This window comes from Fictibacillus sp. 26RED30, from assembly GCF_015903845.1.
Lineage (GTDB): Bacteria > Bacillota > Bacilli > Bacillales > Fictibacillaceae > Fictibacillus > Fictibacillus phosphorivorans.
Genome location: NZ_JACZDV010000001.1, coordinates 823,005 through 842,471 on the forward strand (window position 1 = coordinate 823,005; position 19,467 = coordinate 842,471).

Genomic DNA, 19,467 nt, shown 5'->3' on the forward strand with positions numbered 1-19,467 from the left:
CCGCCTTGATGGAAAGACTAAATCAAAAAAAGGTGGAGGTTTTTTTATGAGGCAGAACCGGAAAGGCATAGAAGGGATCCCTCAATGGAAGCAGCTGAGCTTTCATGATTTTCTTTCTCTCGAAAAATCAGCAAACGATATGGAGCTTGCTGAAGAATTTGGAATGAATCTATATCAAGTCAATCAGTTAAAGAAAAAAATAAAACGCGAAAACTATTGACATCACACCCCATCTAAAAGTATGATAATCTACAATTCCAAAATGAAAACTGATGACGAAGAAAAGTAGCTTTACCCCACAGGGTTAGAGATGAGATACCATGGCTGAAAGTATTTCTCCCTGATGATAAAGTGAAAGACACTTCATAGGTTTTAATTCGAACGGTTAAGTTTTGACCTCAGTAGAGTTACACGTGGGCAATCGTTACTTGCATAATGAGGAAGCTTTTTATAGCTTCGAAGCAGGGTGGCACCGCGGGAAAATCCCGTCCCTTATGAAATGACTGATTTCATAAGGGACGGGATTTTTTTATTTGTTTTTTTATAAAAGGCTATCTTCTAAAGGGTTGTTTCTATTTTAATCTTCGCTGACTTCGTTGATTGTAGTGAAAGGTGCGAGACTCCTGCGGGACAGGTGGGCAGGTGAGACACTTAAAAGTGAAACTTACGAATGTGGCTCACCGCCTGCCCCGCGGAAAGCGAGCACCTGTAATGGAAATCAACACTTACAAGAGCAACATTGAGAAGAGAACAGCCTTTTATCTTTAACGAACAACCAAAAAACGGGAGGATGAAAGAAAATGAGTATTAACATTCCAAGGGGAACAAAAGATATACTCCCAGGAGAAGTAGAAAAATGGCAGCTGATCGAACAAAAAGCAAAAGAAGTATCAGCTCGATTCAATTATAAAGAGATTCGAACACCGATCTTTGAGCACACTGATCTGTTTCAACGCGGTGTAGGAGACTCAACAGATATCGTTCAAAAAGAGATGTATACGTTCAATGATCGAGGTGACCGCAGCTTAACTCTTCGACCAGAAGGAACAGCGCCTGTAACTCGCTCTTATGTTGAAAATAAATTGTTTGGATTACCAGGTCAGCCTGTAAAACTGTTTTACATTCAACCTATGTTTCGATACGAAAGACCTCAAGCAGGTCGATATCGTCAATTTGTACAGTTTGGTATTGAGGCGATGGGTTCCGCCGATCCTGCCATCGATGCAGAGGTAATTTCACTTGCGATGACGGTATACAAAGAGCTCGGCTTGAATAAGCTCCGTCTTGTGTTGAATACGTTAGGTGATGCTGAGAGTCGCAAATCTCATAAGGAAGCTTTGATCGCACACTTTGAACCTAGAATCGAGGAATTTTGTTCCGATTGCCAAAATCGTTTATTGAAGAATCCTTTAAGAATTTTAGATTGTAAAAAAGATCGAGATCATGAGCTCATGAAGAGCGCTCCTTCAATTCTTGAACACTTAAACGAAGAATCAAAAACGTATTTTGAAGAAGTGAAAACGAGCTTAGATGCGATGAACATCGAGTATGTGATCGATCCAACACTCGTACGTGGACTTGATTATTATAACCATACTGCTTTCGAGATCATGAGTGAGGCTGAAGGGTTTGGAGCCATCACAACACTTAGTGGGGGCGGCAGATACAATGGTCTTGTTGAGGACCTTGGAGGACCAGCTACGCCAAGCATAGGATTTGCGATGAGCTTAGAACGCTTGTTATTAGCACTTGAAGCAGAAGGTGTCACACTTGAAACAGAAGAAGAATTAGATTGTTACGTTGTTGCACTTGGTGATGAAGCGAAACAAAAATCAGTAGCGATCTTAAGTCAGCTTCGTCAAGCAGGGATAAAGAGTGACAAAGATTATTTAGATAAAAAGATGAAAGCACAATTTAAAGCAGCTGACCGATTGAAGGCGAAGTTTGTAGCTATTTTAGGTGAAGAAGAACTTTCAAAAGGAATCATCAACGTGAAGAATATGGATTCTGGAGAACAATCAGAAGTAGCGATCGAGAAGTTGAGCACATTTTTGAAGCAAGGCAAATAAGGAGGACACATCTCATGGAATATCGCACACATCAATGCGGAAAGATTACAGAACAATATATCGGTGAAAAAGTAACAATAACAGGATGGGTACAAAAAAGACGTGACTTAGGTGGACTGATCTTTATCGACCTGCGTGACCGTTCTGGAGTTGTTCAGATCGTATTCTCACCAGAAGTTTCATCTGAAGCATTAGAAACGGCTGAAAAAGTAAGAAGTGAATATGTTTTAACGATCACAGGAAAAGTGCTTGAGCGTGATCCAAGCACGGTAAACCCAGCTATGAATACGGGTAAGATTGAAATCTCTGGAGAAGAAGTTAAGATTTTAAACAGTGCAAAAACACCACCTTTCTCCATCAGCGAAGATATGGACATTACAGAAGACATTCGATTGAAGTATCGCTATCTAGATCTTCGCCGTCCGATCATGCAGGAAACGTTGAAGATGAGACATGAAGTAACTCGCTATATCCGTAACTTCCTAGAGAACGATGAATTTATGGAGATGGAAACGCCGATGCTTACGAAGAGCACACCTGAAGGAGCGCGTGACTATCTAGTACCAAGCCGTGTGCACCCTGGCGAATTCTATGCATTGCCGCAATCTCCACAATTATTTAAACAGCTTTTGATGGTTTCAGGTTTTGAAAAATACTATCAGATCGTTCGTTGTTTTAGAGACGAAGATCTGCGCGCAGACCGTCAGCCAGAATTTACACAAGTCGATATCGAAACTTCTTTCATGGGTCAAGAACCTCTTTTAGCTATGATGGAAGAGATGATGACAGGGCTCGTTAAAAAAGTAAAAGGTGTAGAGATTCCAAAGCCATTCCCAAGAATGACTTATAAAGAAGCAATGGATCGTTATGGTTCAGATAAACCGGATACGCGTTTCGGCCTAGAGCTTATCAACGTATCAGAAATCGTTAAGGATTCTGGATTTAAAGTATTTGCAGCAGCGGTTGAAAACGGCGGTCAGGTTAAAGCGATCAACGTTAAAGGCAAGGCAGCAAATTATTCTAGAAAAGATATTGATGGTTTGACTGAATTCACTGCTCGATATGGAGCGAAAGGCCTTGCTTGGATGAAAGTCGAAGCAGAAGGGTTAAAAGGACCTATTTCAAAGTTCTTTAACGAAGAAGATGCAGCTAACTTAACGAACGCACTACAAGCAGAAGAGGGAGATCTGTTGTTGTTTGTAGCAGATAAGCCGTCCGTTGTAGCAGACAGCCTAGGTGCGTTAAGACAAAAGCTAGCAAAAGATTTAGATCTGATCGATCAATCAAAACACAATTTCTTATGGGTCGTTGATTTCCCTCTTGTGGAATACGATGAGGATGCAGATCGTTTTGTGGCGCTGCACCATCCATTCACGATGCCGAAGATAGAAGACCTTCACTTAATGGATTCCAATCCTGCTGAAGTAAGAGCGCAAGCGTACGACTTAGTTCTTAACGGTTATGAGCTAGGTGGCGGGTCTCAGCGTATCTACCAACGTGATGTTCAAGAAAAAATGTTTAAAACATTAGGATTCACCGAGGAGGCAGCGCGTGAGGAGTTTGGATTCCTTTTAGAGGCTTTTGAATATGGAACGCCTCCACATGGTGGAATAGCGCTAGGGCTTGATCGTATAGTGATGTTATTAGCTGGTAGAAGTAACTTAAGAGACACGATTGCTTTCCCTAAAACTGCTTCTGCATCATGTTTACTTACGAATGCACCATCTGCTGTAAATGAAAAACAGCTTGATGAACTACACCTGTCAGTTAAAGTGAAACAAGAAACCAAGTAAGTGAATATTTAGAAAAATACGAATCGTCTTAAAAAGAGACACATTTTGTCTTGTATTTGAATTACTCGTATGATAGTATGAATTTAAGCGATGGGTCCTATGGTGACCGTTAACAACCCGAAAGTTTTGAGCCAACATTAAGTATTAGGGAGTTTGTGTTTTCACACAGCGTCCATGCCCTGAAAGCTAGGGGACGGACAAAATGCGAAACAGGGCACCCACCTGCGAGAGCAGGTTCAAAACTAAGGGTATACGGCATTTTTGGGGCTCATTTTTTTGTGCGAAAAAAACCAAGTAACCATATTGATTTTGTTTTCAAAAGTGGATATGCTGATAAAGATGCATTTTCTTTATTTTATGTGCACGTCTGAAAGGAGATTTCGCTAAATATGCTTTATCAGTTCTCAAGAAATGAACTTGCCATTGGAAAAGATGGAATAGAGGTCTTAAAAAACTCAACTGTTGCGGTGCTTGGAATCGGGGGAGTAGGTTCCTTTTCAGCTGAAGCACTAGCTCGCTCAGGAGTTGGACGTTTGATCCTTATCGATAAAGATGATGTCGATATCACGAACGTGAATCGTCAAATACATGCACTTGTAAATACCGTTGGACAGCCAAAAGTGGATCTTATGAAAGAAAGAATCGCGCTTATTAATCCGGAGTGTGAAGTAATCGCTCTTAAGATGTTCTATACGGAAGAAACGTATGAACAAATCTTTGAATATGGACTTGATTTTGTAGTTGATGCTTCTGATACGATCTCCTATAAGATCCACCTCATGAAAGAATGTTTGAACCGCAAAATTCCGATTATCTCGAGCATGGGAGTTGCGAACAAACTGGATCCAACGCGCCTTCAGATCGTTGATATCTCTAAGACGAGCTATGACCCGATCGCAAAGGTTATTCGCCAGCGTCTAAGAAAAGAAGGAATCACAAAAGGAATTCCAGTCGTATTCTCAGATGAAAAACCAATCCAGATCCGCGAAGAAATTCGTAAAGAGATCGTACCAGAGAACGCTCCTGGCATTCGAAAAGCGAAGATGCCGCCATCTTCAAACGCATTTGTTCCATCTGTTTCAGGACTTTATATGGCAGGTTACGTGATCAACAAAATTATTGAAGATAACAATATTAAGATTGAAAGAGTCCGATAAATTTTATTGAAGAAGAGTCCTGACTGATCTATAGTCAGGGCTTTTTTTCGTCTATTCATAAATTTATTATTACTTATAAATGTGGTTGAGGGGAATTGTGCTTTTCAGTAGGACGTTACGAAGAAAATGTCCTTCTTAAATGAATACTACGAATTATTACGAGGTAATCTCAAATAATTACAGGGTAATTTGAAATATATCCACGTATAAACAAAATAATTCCGGAGATAAAATAATTTATCCGATTTTAAAGCAAAAATCCACACAAAAAAATGACTCACAGGGATTAAAGCTTAACCCTATGAGTCATCTATTATCATTTTGCTAGTTTTTCTAGATTTCCGTTCTTGTCCATGCGGAAGGTAACGTTCGGATTCGTATCTTCGTCTTGGAACAATACCATTTTCCTTGCGCGATCCATGATCTGAATCAATGCTTGATAATCTTCCTGAACCGTTTGGTGCTCTTTCTCAAGAACAGAAAGCTGATCTTTCATCACTTTGTTCTGTTGCATCAACTCGTTCATCTGAAGACGAAGTTCCATGTTTTCTTGAACGAGCTTGCCACTCGAAGTACCGTTTCGCTTTAACCCACTTAAGAAATCTATGACTTCATCAAGTGTAAGACTACTTTCATTACTAGCTTGTGGCTGACTATAGGCAATTGGTGATGAATGTTGTTGTGACCCTTGTAAGCTTGTAACTTCTGTCGCCTCTGATTCTGGTTGCTGAACAAAACTCTGTTGTTCTGAAACTGCAGGTGTCGAAGCTACTGGAGCTGGTGCTGTTGTGTTTCTTTCATACGTAAAAGGTGTTTTGAAGAACTCTTCAGGATGATAGGTTTCATCATCATGCATCTGTGGAGCAATATTCGATTGTACTGGCTTAGCTGCAGGTTTCGACTGTTGCTGCTGCTGAGACCTTGCTAGTGCACGCTGACGTTCTTTTCTTTGTTTTTTAGCGATCTTTAATGCTTGTTCGTATTTTTTTCTTACGATTGCATTCCATCTGAAACCAACTGCTGCACTCGTACGCTCTAATTTATCTCCAACCTCTTCAAAAGCATGCAACTGTGTGCTTCCTTCACGGACATGGCGTAAGACCGTTTCGGCAAGCAATAGATCGTCTTCTTCTGACCAGGCGTCCTGTCTGATTTTTGACACGGTAATCCTCTCCTTAGCTACAAAAATATTCATTTGATATTTTCATGTTTACCAATCAGAGAGAATCCTATACACACTTCTGAAGAACTTTTGCTAGTTTGCTAAGTTATAAAGTCTCATAGATTTACTTTCCTTTTTTCTTACGATCATTAAAATAGTCGAGACGTTTCTTTATATTCTTTTCAAAACCACGTTCAGTGGGCTCATAGAAAGTCTTACCTTGCAGATGTTTCGGTAGATATTCTTGAGGTACGTATCCGTCTTCGAAATTATGTGGATATTTATAGTCCGCGCCATGTTGAAGCTGTTTTGCTCCTTTATAATGAGCATCACGAAGATGGATGGGAACGAGTCCTGTTTTTTCTTTTTTCACTGCATCAAGCGCTTTATCGATTCCTGTTATCACTTTATTACTTTTTGGAGCAGTTGCTAGGTATAATGTGGCTTCTGCAAGTGGAATACGAGCTTCAGGCATGCCAATAAAATCAGCTGCATAACTAGCAGCATGGGCAACTAATAACGCGTTTGGATCAGCTAGACCGACGTCTTCTGCAGCATGAACGAGCAGTCTTCGAGCAATAAAGCGAGGATCCTCGCCAGCATAAATCATTTTCGCAAGCCAATACAGAGCTGCGTCAGGATCTGATCCGCGTATGCTTTTAATGAAAGCGGAGACTGTATCATAATGGTTGTCTCCTTTTTTATCATATTGAAGGACTCTTTGTTGAATAGATTCTTCAGCAATTTCTAGTGTGATCACAATGTTGCCGTCTTTATCTGGTTTGGTTGTTAACACAGCAAGCTCCACCGCATTAAGTGCTGTTCTTGCATCTCCGTTTGAAATAGATACGATATGATCGACTGCATCTTTTTCCATGGTGATCGGATGCTTGCCATATCCTCTTTCTTTATCAGAAAGAGCTTGCGTGATCACTTTCGCTATATGTTCATCTGTTAGTGGTTCAAAGCGAAACAACCGAGACCTTGATAAGAGAGCGGGGTTGATCTCAAACATTGGGCTCTCTGTTGTTGCGCCAATCAAAATAACCGATCCGTCTTCCACGTATGGAAGGAGAGCGTCTTGCTGACTTTTGTTAAAACGGTGTATCTCGTCGATAAAGAGCACCGTCTTTTTTTCTTCTAATAATAGACGTTCTCTCGCAGCTCCCATGATGACTTTAAGATCAGCCACTCCAGATGTAACTGCATTAAGTTGTTCGAACCATGCAGATGTAGAATTCGCTATGATTTTTGCTAAAGTTGTTTTGCCCGTTCCTGGAGGTCCAAAAAAGATCATTGGTGTGAGCTGATCGGCTTCGATCGCTCGTCTTAATAGCTTACCTTCTCCAGCGATATGCTCCTGACCGATAAATTCCGTTATTTTTCTTGGGCGCATGCGGTTAGCAAGAGGTCTTTTTAAAGAATGGGAGCTTTCATCTTTATAAGAAAACAAGTCCATTACAATCATCCTTCCGTACACTTGTTCTAATCGTCATATGACAATACTATACAATAGTACATCATGCAAGTTGAAATGATTTCATGCTATAATAAGCTTTAGATTTATGGAATCAAACGAAATGAGACAACTTAATAGGGGAAGGATTTTGCATAGTGAAAGACCAAAAGCATTCAAGATGGAACAAGTTTTTGTTTCAGTGGTCTGTATTTTTTATTGGATTATTTATTATGGCCTTTGGAATCGCCCTTATGATTAAGGCAGACCTCGGAAGTGCTCCGTGGGACGTTCTTCATATCGGACTGTTTGCACAGTTCGGACTATCGATCGGAACATGGTCGATCATTATGGGATTCTTCGTCATCTTAGCTACATCCTTATTAACAAAAAAGAAACCTCAATCAGGTGCCTTTTTAAATATGGTGTCTGTTGGTTTGTTTATTGACTTTTATTTATGGCTTCCTTTTTTTCATGATCCTGTAACTGATTTTGGGAAATGGATGTTCTTAATCATTGGAATCTTAATCTTAGGTTTTGGTATCGGGCTATATATTTCATCAGACTGCGGTGCAGGACCAAGAGATAGTTTGATGCTCGCTCTTACAGAAAAATCAGGAATGAAAGTTTCAAATATCCGACTTCTAATGGAATTTGTTGTTCTGTTTTTTGGTTGGATGTTAAAAGGACCCGTTTCGTTTGGAACGATCCTTTTTTGTGTAACGATAGGAGCAATCGTGGGTAGGACCCTTCCGTATTGCCAAAAATTAGTGAAGTTTGTTTTAGAACGGAGTGAACAATATGAAGATATCAACAAAAGGTCGGTACGGATTAACCATCATGATGGCATTAGCAAAGAGATCAGGTGAAGGTCCGATCGCATTGAAGTTAATCGCAAAAGAATATAGTCTATCCGAACATTATTTAGAGCAGCTTATTGCTCCGCTTAGAAATGCAGGACTTGTTAAGAGTATCCGCGGTGCATATGGTGGGTATATGTTGGCAAAAGAAGCATCCACGATTACTGCTGGAGACATCATTCGTGTACTTGAAGGACCTATCTCTCCCGTTGAAGTATTGGATGATGAAGAGCCCGCAAAAAGAAATCTTTGGATCAAAATTCGAGATGCTGTAAAAGATGTATTAGATTCTACAACACTTGAAGATTTGGCAAACTATGAAGATGAGGGCGCACAGGACGCTTACATGTTTTATATATAGGAAGGAAATGAGCAATGAAAAACGTTTATTTAGATCACGCTGCAACCTCTCCTGTTCATCCTGAAGTTATAGAAGAGATGATTCCGTTTTTAACCGAACATTTTGGGAATCCTTCTAGCATCCATCAATACGGAAGACAGACTCGTAAAGCTCTTGATGATGCGAGAACCATGATTGCAACTTCTATAGGTGCTTCACGTAATGAGATCATTTTCACAAGCGGCGGTACAGAAAGTGATAACCTTGCTATTCTTGGTACAGTCTCTGCTCTAGAGAAAAAAGGGAAGCATGTTATTACGACAGAAGTAGAGCATCATGCTGTACTTCATACTTGTCAGGAGCTTGAAAAAAGAGGTTTTGACGTCACATATTTGTCTGTTGATGATAACGGAAGAATTTCTCTAGAAGAACTTAGGAAATCCCTTAGAGAAGATACGGTCCTTGTTTCGATCATGTTTTGTAACAATGAAACAGGGACAACACAAGACATTAAAGAAATCGGAAGCCTATTGAAGGAAAAAGAGATCTTGTTTCATACTGATGCAGTGCAAGCCTATGGCTTAATATCAATCGATGTAAATGAACTGAACATCGATCTGTTAAGTGCTTCTGGACATAAGATCAACAGTCCAAAAGGATCTGGGTTTTTATATGTAAAAGAAGGAGTTCCTTTTCTGCCTCAAGGCTTCGGCGGTGAACAAGAGCGAAAGCGTCGTGCTGGAACGGAGAATGTAGCAGGAATCGCTGCCTTACGAAAAGCGGCTTCAATCGCTGAAAAAGAAAGAGAAGAACGCTTTAGTCAATACACGACGTTTAGAGATACGATGAAAAGAATATGGACAGAAGAAGAGGTATCTTTCATAGAAAACGGAAGTCTTGATCATTTTCTGCCTCACATTCTAAATGTAAGTTTTCCAGGTGTGAAGACCGAAGTGCTTTTAGTTAATCTAGATCTTGCTGGCATAGCAGCCTCTAGCGGATCAGCTTGTACGGCTGGCTCACACGAACCTTCACACGTTCTAAAAGCGATGTTTGGAGATGATGAACGCACAAAATCATCTGTTCGTTTTAGCTTCGGTCTAGGTAATAAATTGGAAGATATTGAATATGCTGCTCTTGAGACAGCAAAAATCGTGAAACGTTTAGTAAAATAAGTTACAATGTTTGTCATATGAATGAAATGAGGTGGACACGATGCAAACAGAATCAAACAAAAAGGCACCTCAAGATACACGAGTAGTTATTGGGATGAGCGGCGGTGTGGATTCTTCCGTTGCCGCACTTTTACTGAAAGAGCAAGGCTACGATGTGATCGGGATCTTTATGAAAAACTGGGATGATACCGATGAGAATGGCGTATGCACAGCAACAGAAGATTACAACGATGTGATTGCGGTCTGCAACCAGGTCGGCATTCCATATTACGCGGTGAATTTTGAAAAAGAATACTGGGACAAAGTATTCACGTACTTTTTGGAAGAGTATAAAGCTGGACGAACACCTAATCCAGATGTGATGTGCAACAAGGAGATTAAGTTCAAAGCCTTCTTGGAGCATGCCATGAACTTAGGTGCTGATTATGTAGCAACTGGTCATTACGCACGTGTGGCTGAAATAGATGGAGAAGTAAAAATGCTCCGAGGCGTTGATGAGAATAAGGACCAAACTTATTTTCTTAACCAGCTTTCTCAGGAACAATTAAGTAAGGTATTGTTTCCGATTGGTGAGTTGAAGAAGCCTGAAATCCGTAAAATTGCTGAGGCAGCTGGACTTGCTACCGCAAAGAAAAAGGACTCTACGGGTATTTGCTTTATTGGAGAAAGAGACTTTAAAGAATTCTTAAGTCAGTATCTGCCTGCAAAGCCTGGTGAGATGCAAACGTTTGAAGGCGAAGTGAAGGGCAAGCATGATGGATTGATGTACCATACGATCGGGCAGCGTCACGGTCTTGGAATCGGTGGAAGCGGAGATCCTTGGTTTGTCGTCGGTAAGAATTTAAAAGACAACATATTGTATGTTGAACAAGGATTTCACAACGAAAAGCTTTATTCTGACAGCTTAAAAGCGGTAAAGGCAGGATTTGTTTCTGATAGACCGCTGCCTGCTACTTTTAAGTGTACGGCGAAGTTCAGATATCGTCAGCCTGACATGGGTGTAACTGTCCATGTGATGGACGATGAAACGCTGCATGTGGTCTTTGATGAAGCACAACGTGCGATCACACCTGGACAAGCAGTCGTGTTTTACGATGGAGATGTTTGTCTAGGCGGAGCAACGATCGATACGGTATACAAAAACGACGAAGCGATCACCTATCTATAAAATAATGTGGAAAAACTGGCTTACTAGGACGTCAAATGACCTAATGAAGCCAGTTTTTTTCTTTTTGAACGAATTAAGATATGATAATGAGCTCGTCATAGCGGCATGAAATGCTCGCTGGACGAGCGCCATCCGAGAAATACGAGCGCCAATATAAGCATCCACAAAAAATTATGCGCCAGCTACCTTCATTTGTTATACTTTTGAAGGAAATTAAAAGTGGGGGTAATGAAGATGGAACCTTCAAAGGGTCTTGAATATTTACAAAAAGGAAAGTTTGAGGAAGCTGCAAAAAGTCTGGAATCTATGATTGAGGCAGATCCAGTAAATCCAGTACATTATATTAACTTCGGAAATCTGCTTTCTGCTGTTCATGAACATGAAAAAGCGATTCAATTTTTTGATAAAGCTCTATCACTCGATGAAAATGCTGTAGCTGCATACTATGGTGCGGGTATTGCCTGCTATCATCTGGAAGAATTCTCTAAGAGTGCAAAACTGTTTCAAGAAGCCATCAAAGGCGGGCTGCAAGATAGTGACACTCATTTTATGACAGGAATGTCGTTTGTTTCACTCGGTGAGAATAAGCTTGCTTTTCCTTACTTAATGAGAGCTATTGAGCTCAACGAACAAGATCATGAAGCACTTTTTCAGTTTGGTCTTTGTCAAGCGAGAACAGGCGATATTGAATCGGCATCCACAACATTTGAAAAAGTAGTTGAACGGGATGAGACACATGCCGATGCATGGTATAACTTAGGCGTGACGTATAGTTATTTTGACAAAAACGTAGAAGCACTTAAAGCCTTTCAAAAAGCGTTAGACATTCAGCCTGATCATTATTTGGCAGGGAATGGGAAGCGAAATATAGAAAGTAAAAACACAAACCATTAAAGGGGGTGCTTTATGGCACAGCAGCCTTCTTTTCATTTAGAAGATGAGACGTCAGAAATAACAAAATTTATCAAAGGTACGTTGATCTCTACTGTTTATCATCAAACAGAGAGTCTCTATACAGTCGCCAGAATAAGGGTGAAAGAGACGAACGAAAATTATAATGAAAAAGAAGTCATGATAACAGGCATCCTTCCCCCGCTAAGAGAAGATGAACTTTATGTGTTTTATGGAAAATTTAAAGACCACCCGAAATACGGTAAGCAATATGAGGTTGAACTGTTTCAAAAAGAGATGCCTCAATCAAAAGAGGCCATGATTCAATATCTTTCAAGTGATCTGTTTAAAGGAATCGGAAAGAAAACAGCCGAGCATATCGTTGAGGTCATGGGAAATGATGCGATCACAAAGCTTTTAGAATCACCGGAATACATCAGTCAGATTCCAAAGCTAACAGAAGAGCAAGCTCAAAGTTTGCAGAAGTCACTCATGCAGAATCGAGGGTTAGATCAAGTGATGATGGTCGTACAACCCTATGGTATCGGGCCGCAGCTAGCGATGAAGATCTTCCAAACGTATCAAGATGATGCTGTAAAGGTCATTAAGGACGAGCCGTATCGACTGATAGAGGACGTTTCTGGAATTGGATTTCACCGAGCTGATGAAATCGCAAAAGGAAATGGCATGCAAGTCAATCATCCAAAACGAATTCAAGCTGCCTGTCAGTTCGTGCTTCGTGATCAAGGTACAGACCTTGGGCACTCCTATCTACCGATGGACGAACTGTTAGAAGGCGTTAGAAAGCTTTTAGCCGATGGAAAGAATACGGTTGATGAGATGAGTATTTTTAGAGAGATTCAAGATATGGAGACAGAGCAGCGATTGATCATAAAAGAGAACGTTGTATATTTGCCGTCTCTCTATTTTGCAGAGCGTGGATTTGCTCAAAAGATGAACCTATTATTACATAGTCAGAAAAACGATTATCACATTGAGGATGCAAAATTGGAGTCTGAGCTATCAGCGCTCGAAAAAAGACTCAACATGACATATGCGAACAGTCAAAAAGAGGCGATTAAAAAGGCTTTAACGTCTTCTTTAATGGTCTTAACAGGAGGACCTGGAACAGGGAAAACGACCGTAATTAAAGGAATCGTTGAACTGTATAGTGAGATCCATGGCGTGAGTTTGAATCCTGATGATTATCGAGGAAAGAAAGAATCCTTTCCTGTTTTACTCGTTGCTCCAACAGGACGAGCGGCTAAACGTATGACAGAGTCAACAGGGATACCGGCTCACACGATCCATCGCTTGTTAGGATGGAAGGGTGGCGGGACATTCGAAAAAAATGAAGATGAACAGATCGATGGGAAATTACTGATCGTCGATGAAATGTCGATGGTGGATATATGGCTAGCACATTCTTTAGCAAAAGCTCTGCCACCTCACATCCAGATCATTTTTGTTGGGGATGAAGATCAATTACCGTCCGTTGGCCCTGGTCAAGTTTTAAAAGATCTTCTGCAAGCAGAGCATGTTCCACAATCTCGGTTAGTGGATATCTATAGACAAGCAGAAGGTTCTTCCATCATTCGGTTAGCTCATGAGATGAAGAATGGAAAAGTCCCGCAAGATCTGCTCGTTCCTCAGAATGACAGACGATTCTTTGCATGTTCAGGTGAACAGGTGTTTCAGGCTATCCTTCAGGTTTGTGAAAATGCGATTAAAAAAGGATATAGCTCTAGGGATATTCAAGTGTTAGCCCCAATGTACAAAGGACCGGTCGGAATTGATCGATTAAATCTGGAGCTTCAGCGTCTGTTTAACCCAGAGAAACAAAAACAACGTCAGTTACAGGTTGCAAATGTGTATTATCGAAAAGGCGATAAGGTGCTTCAGCTCGTCAATCAACCCGAAGATCAGGTTTTCAACGGTGATATCGGTGAAATCGTGGCCGTTATCTATGCAAGAGAAAACACAGATAAAGAAGATCAGATCGTCATCAGTTTTGATGAGATAGAGGTTACGTATAAAAGAAGTGAATTTCATCATTTTACTCACGCTTTTTGCTGTTCGATCCATAAGTCGCAGGGCAGTGAGTATCCGATCGTCGTTCTACCTGTCTTAAAAAGCTACTACCGAATGTTAAAAAGGAACTTATTATATACAGCAATAACGAGAAGTAAAGAATATCTGATCCTGTGTGGAGAACAAGAAGCGTTTACTTGGGCTGTTGAACGATCCGATGAAACTGAACGATACTCGGGACTTAGTTCACGTCTTCAAGAGACCATACTGGAAAAAGATTTAATGAATGATTCCCTTCTAAACGAAACAAACTAGAAATGTTCGAGAGATGTAAGATGTCATCTTGTCGGACATTTCTTTTTTGTTTCTAAAAGTCATGATCCTTCAAATATTGATTTCTGTATATTTTCTACAAATTCAGGACACCCTTGTAAAAGTAAATTTAAAGGAGAGAGAGCAAGTGGAATGTCCGAACTGCAGTAGAAAAGATATTGGTAAAATCGGGGTGAACCAGTATTATTGCTGGAACTGTTTTATTGAGCTTTCCATTGTTAAAGGAAGACTGTCCCTTCATCAGGTGGAAGAAGACGGCTCTCTAACATCACTCGATGATTTATTTGAAGATCAAGATCTGACTTATAGAGAAAGCACATCATAAAAGAAAACAAATCTCTGATGTCGAGGTGATCTAGCATGAGCAGGACGATGAGTTCTCTTTTCGCACTTGGTATTGGAGCGGCAACATATGCGATGAGAAATAAGAGGATGTCAAGAATGTCAAAGATGAACTATAATCTTTCGGATCTTAGTGATCTTTGGACATCACGACGTGTTAAAAAGATCCGTAAAAAGGTCGCAAAAGCCATTTATTAAAGAAAGCATACCCCGTCTCAAATAAAGACGGGGTTTTTTAAGAAAAGGGTGAAGAGATGACAAAAGACATTCGAATGAAGTGGGTTTATAGGCTTGCCCTTTCTTTATTATTGTTTTTATGTTTGTTTCTCTTGATGAAACTTTACCCTCTTTACGAGCCATTATGGAGTGCGATCAAAGGGGTCTTTCTGCCTTTTTTTCTTGCTGCTCTAATTACATATCTACTCCATCCAGTCGTGGAATACGTACATGAAAAAGGATTACCTCGCTTTGTTGCGATCTTAAGTATATACATCCTTTTCTTTGGTGGTATCGGTTTTGCTGCAGTAAAAGGGTTTCCTTATTTCATCGTACAGATGAAGCAGCTGTTAGTTAACGTACCTGTTCTTGCTGAGGATTATAAGGAACTATTGTATAAAGTGGACCGTGGAACATCTGCACTTCCGTATTCGGTTCATTCTAAAATAGAAAATTATATCGTGAAAATGGAAAGCAACGCACAGGATGTATTGACCAATGCGATCTTTTCTTTAAGAAAAATTGTAGATTATTTCTTTGTTATCATCGTTGTACCTTTCTTAGTGTTTTATTTTCTAAACGATTTTGAAAAGCTGAAAAAAGCTCTCTGGTATCTGACACCAAGAAAATACCGTTATGAAGGAAAGCACTTAATAAAAGATATTGACCAATCACTTGGAGGATATATCCGAGGACAGTTATTTGTAGGTGCTATATTAGGAGCTGCAGCAATGGTTGCTTTGTGGGTGGTGGGAATGCCGTATCCCATTCTTTTAGGACTGGTGATCGCGATAACGGATATCATCCCTTACTTTGGTCCGATATTAGGAGCGATCCCCGTCGTGTTGATCGCATTAACAATCTCTTGGAAGATGGTATGGATCACTGTTGGCATCATGCTTGTTTTGCAGTTTATTGAAGGTAACATCCTTGGTCCGTTTATCGTCGGCAAGAATCTGCACATCCATCCTGTATTTATCATTTTTTCATTATTACTTGGGGGAGAACTGGCTGGTGTACCAGGTATGATCTTGGCTGTTCCAATCTTCAGTGTGATTAAAGTTATTATCATTCATATCAGGGAACATCGACTTCAATCATCATCCGATTGACAAGTAAGAATGAATAAACGTATACTAACGCTAGAAGATCAAAAATCGCTGAAAGAGAAAAGTACGTTTCAGTCCTTCCAAAAGAGAGAAACATCCATCGGCTGAAAGATGTTTTAGGAAGAAGCGAAGCAGAAAGCTACTCTGGAGTGCAGAAGGAAAATCTGCCGTTATGCCGCGTTAAGGCTTTAATCAAGGTGATATGCTTATTTAAAAGCGTATAACCAGGGTGGTACCGCGTGAATTCAAACTCTCGTCCCTGTATTTTTTATAGGGATGGGAGTTTTTTATTTTGCCACATGCCATAAGTTTGTAGGTTTAGAATTGATTTTGTACCTCATAGTTCTTATAAAAGATTGTTGCTTTGAATTTTTTTCCTTCTTATGCAAGTTGATTGCAGCGGAAGGTGGCGAGACTCCTATGGGACGAGCGGTCAGTCCGAAAAGTGGAAGTGGCTCGTTCAGCCCCGACTAGCAAAAGTTGAATGGTTTATGAAGGCGTATTTTGCCTTCTTAACCGTTTAACTTTTGACCTCGAGGGGCTAGCCACTGCAACTAGACAGGTGGAGACTCCTAATGGCGCATAGCGGCAGGAGGCTCACCGCACGCCCCATGGAAAGCGAGCGACCTGGAGCGGAAATCAACTAGCTTTCATAGCAATGAATACGAAATCAGTCTTAATATTTATTTAAAAAAAGGAGAATGAAAACGATGAAAAATTTGACTTCAGCTCAAGTTAGACAGATGTTCCTTGATTTTTTCCAAGAAAAAGGCCATGGTGTAGAACCTAGCGCTTCCTTAGTACCTCATGAGGATCCTACACTTTTATGGATCAACAGTGGCGTTGCAACACTGAAAAAATATTTTGACGGCCGTGTGATTCCTGAGAACCCTCGTATCACAAACGCACAAAAATCAATCCGTACGAACGATATTGAGAATGTTGGTATCACTGCAAGGCACCATACGTTCTTTGAGATGTTAGGAAACTTCTCGATCGGTGATTATTTTAAAGTGGAAGCTATTCTTTGGGCATGGGAGTTCTTAACGAGTGAAAAATGGATCGGCTTTGATCCTGAGAAACTTTCTGTAACGATCCACCCAGAAGACGATGAAGCATTTGATATTTGGACAAAACAAGTAGGGTTACCTGAAGAGCGTATCATTCGTTTGGAAGGAAACTTCTGGGATATCGGTGAAGGGCCAAGTGGACCTAACACAGAAATCTTCTATGACCGCGGTGAAGCTTACGGCAACGATCTATCTGATCCTGAACTATATCCAGGTGGGGAGAACGACAGATATCTTGAAGTATGGAACCTGGTGTTCTCTCAGTTCAACCACAACCCGGATGGCACATATACGCCACTTCCTAAGAAGAACATCGATACAGGTATGGGACTTGAGAGAATGGTTTGTGTGATCCAAGACACGAAGACGAACTTTGAAACAGATCTATTCATGCCGATCATTAAAGAAACAGAAAAGCTTTCTGATACGTCTTATGGCTTGAGTACAGAAACCGATACTGCGTTTAAAGTAATCGCTGACCATGTACGTACGGTAAGTTTTGCGATCGGTGATAGTGCTCTACCATCAAATGAGGGAAGAGGGTATATCCTTCGACGTTTGATCCGAAGAGCGATTCGTTTTGCGAAAAAGATCAACATCAACAAGCCGTTCATGTATGAACTCGTTCCAACTGTTGCAGACATCATGGTAGACTTCTACCCGGAAGTAAAAGAAAAAGTTCCGTTCATCCAAAAAGTCATCAAGACGGAAGAAGAGCGTTTCCATGAAACGATCAACGAAGGTCTTGCAATCTTAGAAGATGTGATGGCAAAAGAAAAAGAAGAAGGAAGAAGCGTCATCTCTGGTAAAGACGCATTCAAGCTTTACGATACATTTGGTTTCCCATTTGAGCTTACACAAGAGTATGCAGCTGAAAACGGAATGGATGTAGATTTAGAAGGCTTCGAAAACGAGATGAAGGCTCAACGTGAACGTGCGCGTGCAGCAAGACAAGAAGTAGACAGCATGCAAGTTCAAGGTGGAATTCTTTCTGATATCACCGTGAAAAGTGAATTCAGAGGTTATGACAGCTTAACAGGAGAAGCAAAAATTTTAGAAGTACTACAAAACGGTGAGCGAGTGGCGATGGTCGCTTCTGGAGAAGAAGCTCAAGTCATCCTAGATGTGACACCATTCTACGCTGAGAGCGGTGGACAGATCGCTGACCAAGGAACGATTAAAGGTAAAGAGCTTTTACTTAGAGTGAAGGATGTTCAAAAAGCACCTAACGGACAAAACCTTCATACCGTAGTTGTTGAAAAAGGTGTTCTTGAAAACAATATAGAAGTTTCTGTCGAGGTTGACCCTGAGATTCGTGCAAAAGTAGTAAAGAACCATACGGCTACTCACCTTCTTCACCAAGCATTAAAAGATGTGCTAGGAACGCACGTAAATCAGGCTGGATCTCTTGTACAAGAAGGTCGTTTGCGTTTTGACTTCACACATTTCGGAAGCATTTCTTCAGAAGAGCTTGAGAAGATCGAAGAGATCGTTAACGAAAAAGTATGGGGTAACATTCCTGTTGAAAAGATGGTTAAGAACATTACCGAAGCAAAGGCGATGGGTGCAATGGCACTATTCGGTGAGAAATACGGTGAAACGGTACGCGTTGTAAAAGTAGGAGACTATAGTCTTGAGCTTTGCGGTGGGTGTCATGTTAATAACACTTCAGAGATCGGTTTGTTTAAGATCGTATCAGAGTCTGGTATCGGTGCAGGAACACGTCGTATTGAAGCTGTTACAGGTGAGAACGCGTACCGCTTGATGAACGGCCAAGTCCAGCTATTAAAAGACACGGCAGCTAAGTTGAAAACAAATCTTAAGGACGTGCCACAGCGTATAGACACATTAAACGAACAAATTCGTGAGTTGCAAAAAGAGAAAGAATCTCTTGCAGCTAAGATTGGAAACATGGAAGCAGGAAGCCTTGTTGATGAGGTTCAAACGATCAACGGAGTTTCTGTTATCGCTAAAAAAGTGAACGGTATGGATATGAATGGTTTGCGTTCGATCGTAGATGACTTAAAGAATAAACTACAAAGCGGAGTAGTTATTCTTGGTGCGGAAAACGGTGGTAAAGTAAATATCGTAGCGGGAGTAACAAAAGATTTAGTGACAAAAGGTTATCATGCAGGTAACCTAGTAAAAGAAGTGGCTGTCCGTTGCGGCGGAGGCGGTGGTGGCCGTCCTGATATGGCTCAAGCTGGAGGTAAAGATCCCCAAAAGCTGCAAGAAGGTATAGATTCTGCAGTTGAATTGATCAAAACCGTTTCCTAAGCTTTCATCTTTCATGTA

The 19,467-nt window shown here is 40.7% G+C and carries 17 protein-coding genes, 1 other RNA gene and 2 other annotated features; of the genes, 16 read left to right on the top strand and 2 right to left on the bottom strand.

Features of this window, described 5'->3' with window-relative positions; all coding sequences use genetic code 11:
- Nucleotides 1-46: 46 nt before the first annotated feature.
- The 6 genes from IHV11_RS04070 (at nucleotide 47) to IHV11_RS04090 (ending at nucleotide 5,019) form a co-directional block, all read left to right on the top strand.
- A complete protein-coding gene (locus IHV11_RS04070) occupies nucleotides 47-220 on the top strand; it encodes a hypothetical protein (RefSeq protein ID WP_197131240.1) in 174 nt (57 codons plus the stop codon).
- 43 nt (nucleotides 221-263) lie between these two features.
- Nucleotides 264-496: a binding site (T-box leader), on the top strand.
- A gap of 146 nt (nucleotides 497-642) precedes the next feature.
- The gene (locus IHV11_RS21340; RefSeq protein WP_255520105.1) at nucleotides 643-768 is read left to right on the top strand and encodes a hypothetical protein; all 126 of its coding nucleotides are present in this window, start codon (nucleotides 643-645) and stop codon (nucleotides 766-768) included.
- Nucleotides 769-800: 32 nt separating this feature from the next.
- Nucleotides 801-2,069 carry a histidine--tRNA ligase gene (gene hisS / locus IHV11_RS04075; RefSeq protein ID WP_197131238.1) on the top strand — a complete coding sequence of 423 codons (1,269 nt, stop codon included), beginning with the start codon at nucleotides 801-803 and terminating at the stop codon, nucleotides 2,067-2,069.
- Nucleotides 2,070-2,083: 14 nt separating this feature from the next.
- Nucleotides 2,084-3,862 (top strand): aspartate--tRNA ligase, encoded by a 1,779-nt coding sequence (gene aspS / locus IHV11_RS04080; RefSeq protein WP_197189507.1) that lies wholly within the window; start codon nucleotides 2,084-2,086, stop codon nucleotides 3,860-3,862.
- Between the two features lie 91 nt (nucleotides 3,863-3,953).
- A non-coding RNA gene (gene ssrS / locus IHV11_RS04085) (6S RNA) lies at nucleotides 3,954-4,134 on the top strand.
- 117 nt (nucleotides 4,135-4,251) lie between these two features.
- Nucleotides 4,252-5,019 (top strand): tRNA threonylcarbamoyladenosine dehydratase, encoded by a 768-nt coding sequence (locus tag IHV11_RS04090; protein ID WP_197131234.1) that lies wholly within the window; start codon nucleotides 4,252-4,254, stop codon nucleotides 5,017-5,019.
- 316 nt (nucleotides 5,020-5,335) lie between these two features.
- Here the strand turns inward: IHV11_RS04090 and IHV11_RS04095 are convergent, their stop codons facing one another.
- Both IHV11_RS04095 and IHV11_RS04100 read right to left on the bottom strand, forming a co-directional pair.
- Complete coding sequence (locus tag IHV11_RS04095; protein WP_197193776.1) at nucleotides 5,336-6,181, bottom strand: RsfA family transcriptional regulator; 846 nt, start codon at nucleotides 6,179-6,181, stop codon at nucleotides 5,336-5,338.
- Between the two features lie 124 nt (nucleotides 6,182-6,305).
- Complete coding sequence (locus IHV11_RS04100) at nucleotides 6,306-7,640, bottom strand: AAA family ATPase (RefSeq protein WP_197193777.1); 1,335 nt, start codon at nucleotides 7,638-7,640, stop codon at nucleotides 6,306-6,308.
- 155 nt (nucleotides 7,641-7,795) lie between these two features.
- Between IHV11_RS04100 and IHV11_RS04105 the strand changes: the two genes are divergently transcribed.
- The 10 genes from IHV11_RS04105 to alaS all read left to right on the top strand — a co-directional run bounded on the left by IHV11_RS04105 (nucleotide 7,796) and on the right by alaS (nucleotide 19,449).
- A complete protein-coding gene (locus IHV11_RS04105) occupies nucleotides 7,796-8,506 on the top strand; it encodes a YczE/YyaS/YitT family protein (RefSeq protein ID WP_328084053.1) in 711 nt (236 codons plus the stop codon).
- On the top strand, nucleotides 8,439-8,858 hold the full coding sequence (cymR, locus tag IHV11_RS04110; RefSeq protein ID WP_144698865.1) for a cysteine metabolism transcriptional regulator CymR: 420 nt from the start codon (nucleotides 8,439-8,441) through the stop codon (nucleotides 8,856-8,858). Before IHV11_RS04105 ends, cymR begins: the two co-directional genes overlap by 68 nt.
- 14 nt (nucleotides 8,859-8,872) lie before the next feature.
- Entirely contained in the window at nucleotides 8,873-10,012 is a 1,140-nt protein-coding gene (locus IHV11_RS04115) for a cysteine desulfurase family protein (RefSeq protein WP_197193778.1), read from the top strand.
- A gap of 40 nt (nucleotides 10,013-10,052) precedes the next feature.
- Nucleotides 10,053-11,180, top strand: coding sequence for a tRNA 2-thiouridine(34) synthase MnmA (gene mnmA, locus IHV11_RS04120; protein ID WP_197193779.1), 1,128 nt, complete (start codon nucleotides 10,053-10,055; stop codon nucleotides 11,178-11,180).
- A gap of 234 nt (nucleotides 11,181-11,414) precedes the next feature.
- Complete coding sequence (locus IHV11_RS04125) at nucleotides 11,415-12,074, top strand: tetratricopeptide repeat protein (RefSeq protein ID WP_197193780.1); 660 nt, start codon at nucleotides 11,415-11,417, stop codon at nucleotides 12,072-12,074.
- 12 nt (nucleotides 12,075-12,086) lie between these two features.
- Nucleotides 12,087-14,417 (top strand): SF1B family DNA helicase RecD2, encoded by a 2,331-nt coding sequence (gene recD2 / locus IHV11_RS04130; protein ID WP_197193781.1) that lies wholly within the window; start codon nucleotides 12,087-12,089, stop codon nucleotides 14,415-14,417.
- Nucleotides 14,418-14,562: 145 nt separating this feature from the next.
- Nucleotides 14,563-14,760 (top strand): hypothetical protein, encoded by a 198-nt coding sequence (locus tag IHV11_RS04135; RefSeq protein WP_066240196.1) that lies wholly within the window; start codon nucleotides 14,563-14,565, stop codon nucleotides 14,758-14,760.
- Between the two features lie 35 nt (nucleotides 14,761-14,795).
- Nucleotides 14,796-14,975 (top strand): hypothetical protein, encoded by a 180-nt coding sequence (locus IHV11_RS04140; protein ID WP_066396448.1) that lies wholly within the window; start codon nucleotides 14,796-14,798, stop codon nucleotides 14,973-14,975.
- A 56-nt stretch (nucleotides 14,976-15,031) separates the two neighbouring features.
- Nucleotides 15,032-16,105: an AI-2E family transporter gene (locus IHV11_RS04145; RefSeq protein WP_197133407.1), complete on the top strand. Its 1,074-nt coding sequence runs from the start codon at nucleotides 15,032-15,034 to the stop codon at nucleotides 16,103-16,105.
- A 39-nt stretch (nucleotides 16,106-16,144) separates the two neighbouring features.
- Nucleotides 16,145-16,366: a binding site (T-box leader), on the top strand.
- Nucleotides 16,367-16,812: 446 nt separating this feature from the next.
- Nucleotides 16,813-19,449, top strand: coding sequence for an alanine--tRNA ligase (gene alaS / locus IHV11_RS04150; RefSeq protein ID WP_197193782.1), 2,637 nt, complete (start codon nucleotides 16,813-16,815; stop codon nucleotides 19,447-19,449).
- Nucleotides 19,450-19,467: the final 18 nt, after the last annotated feature.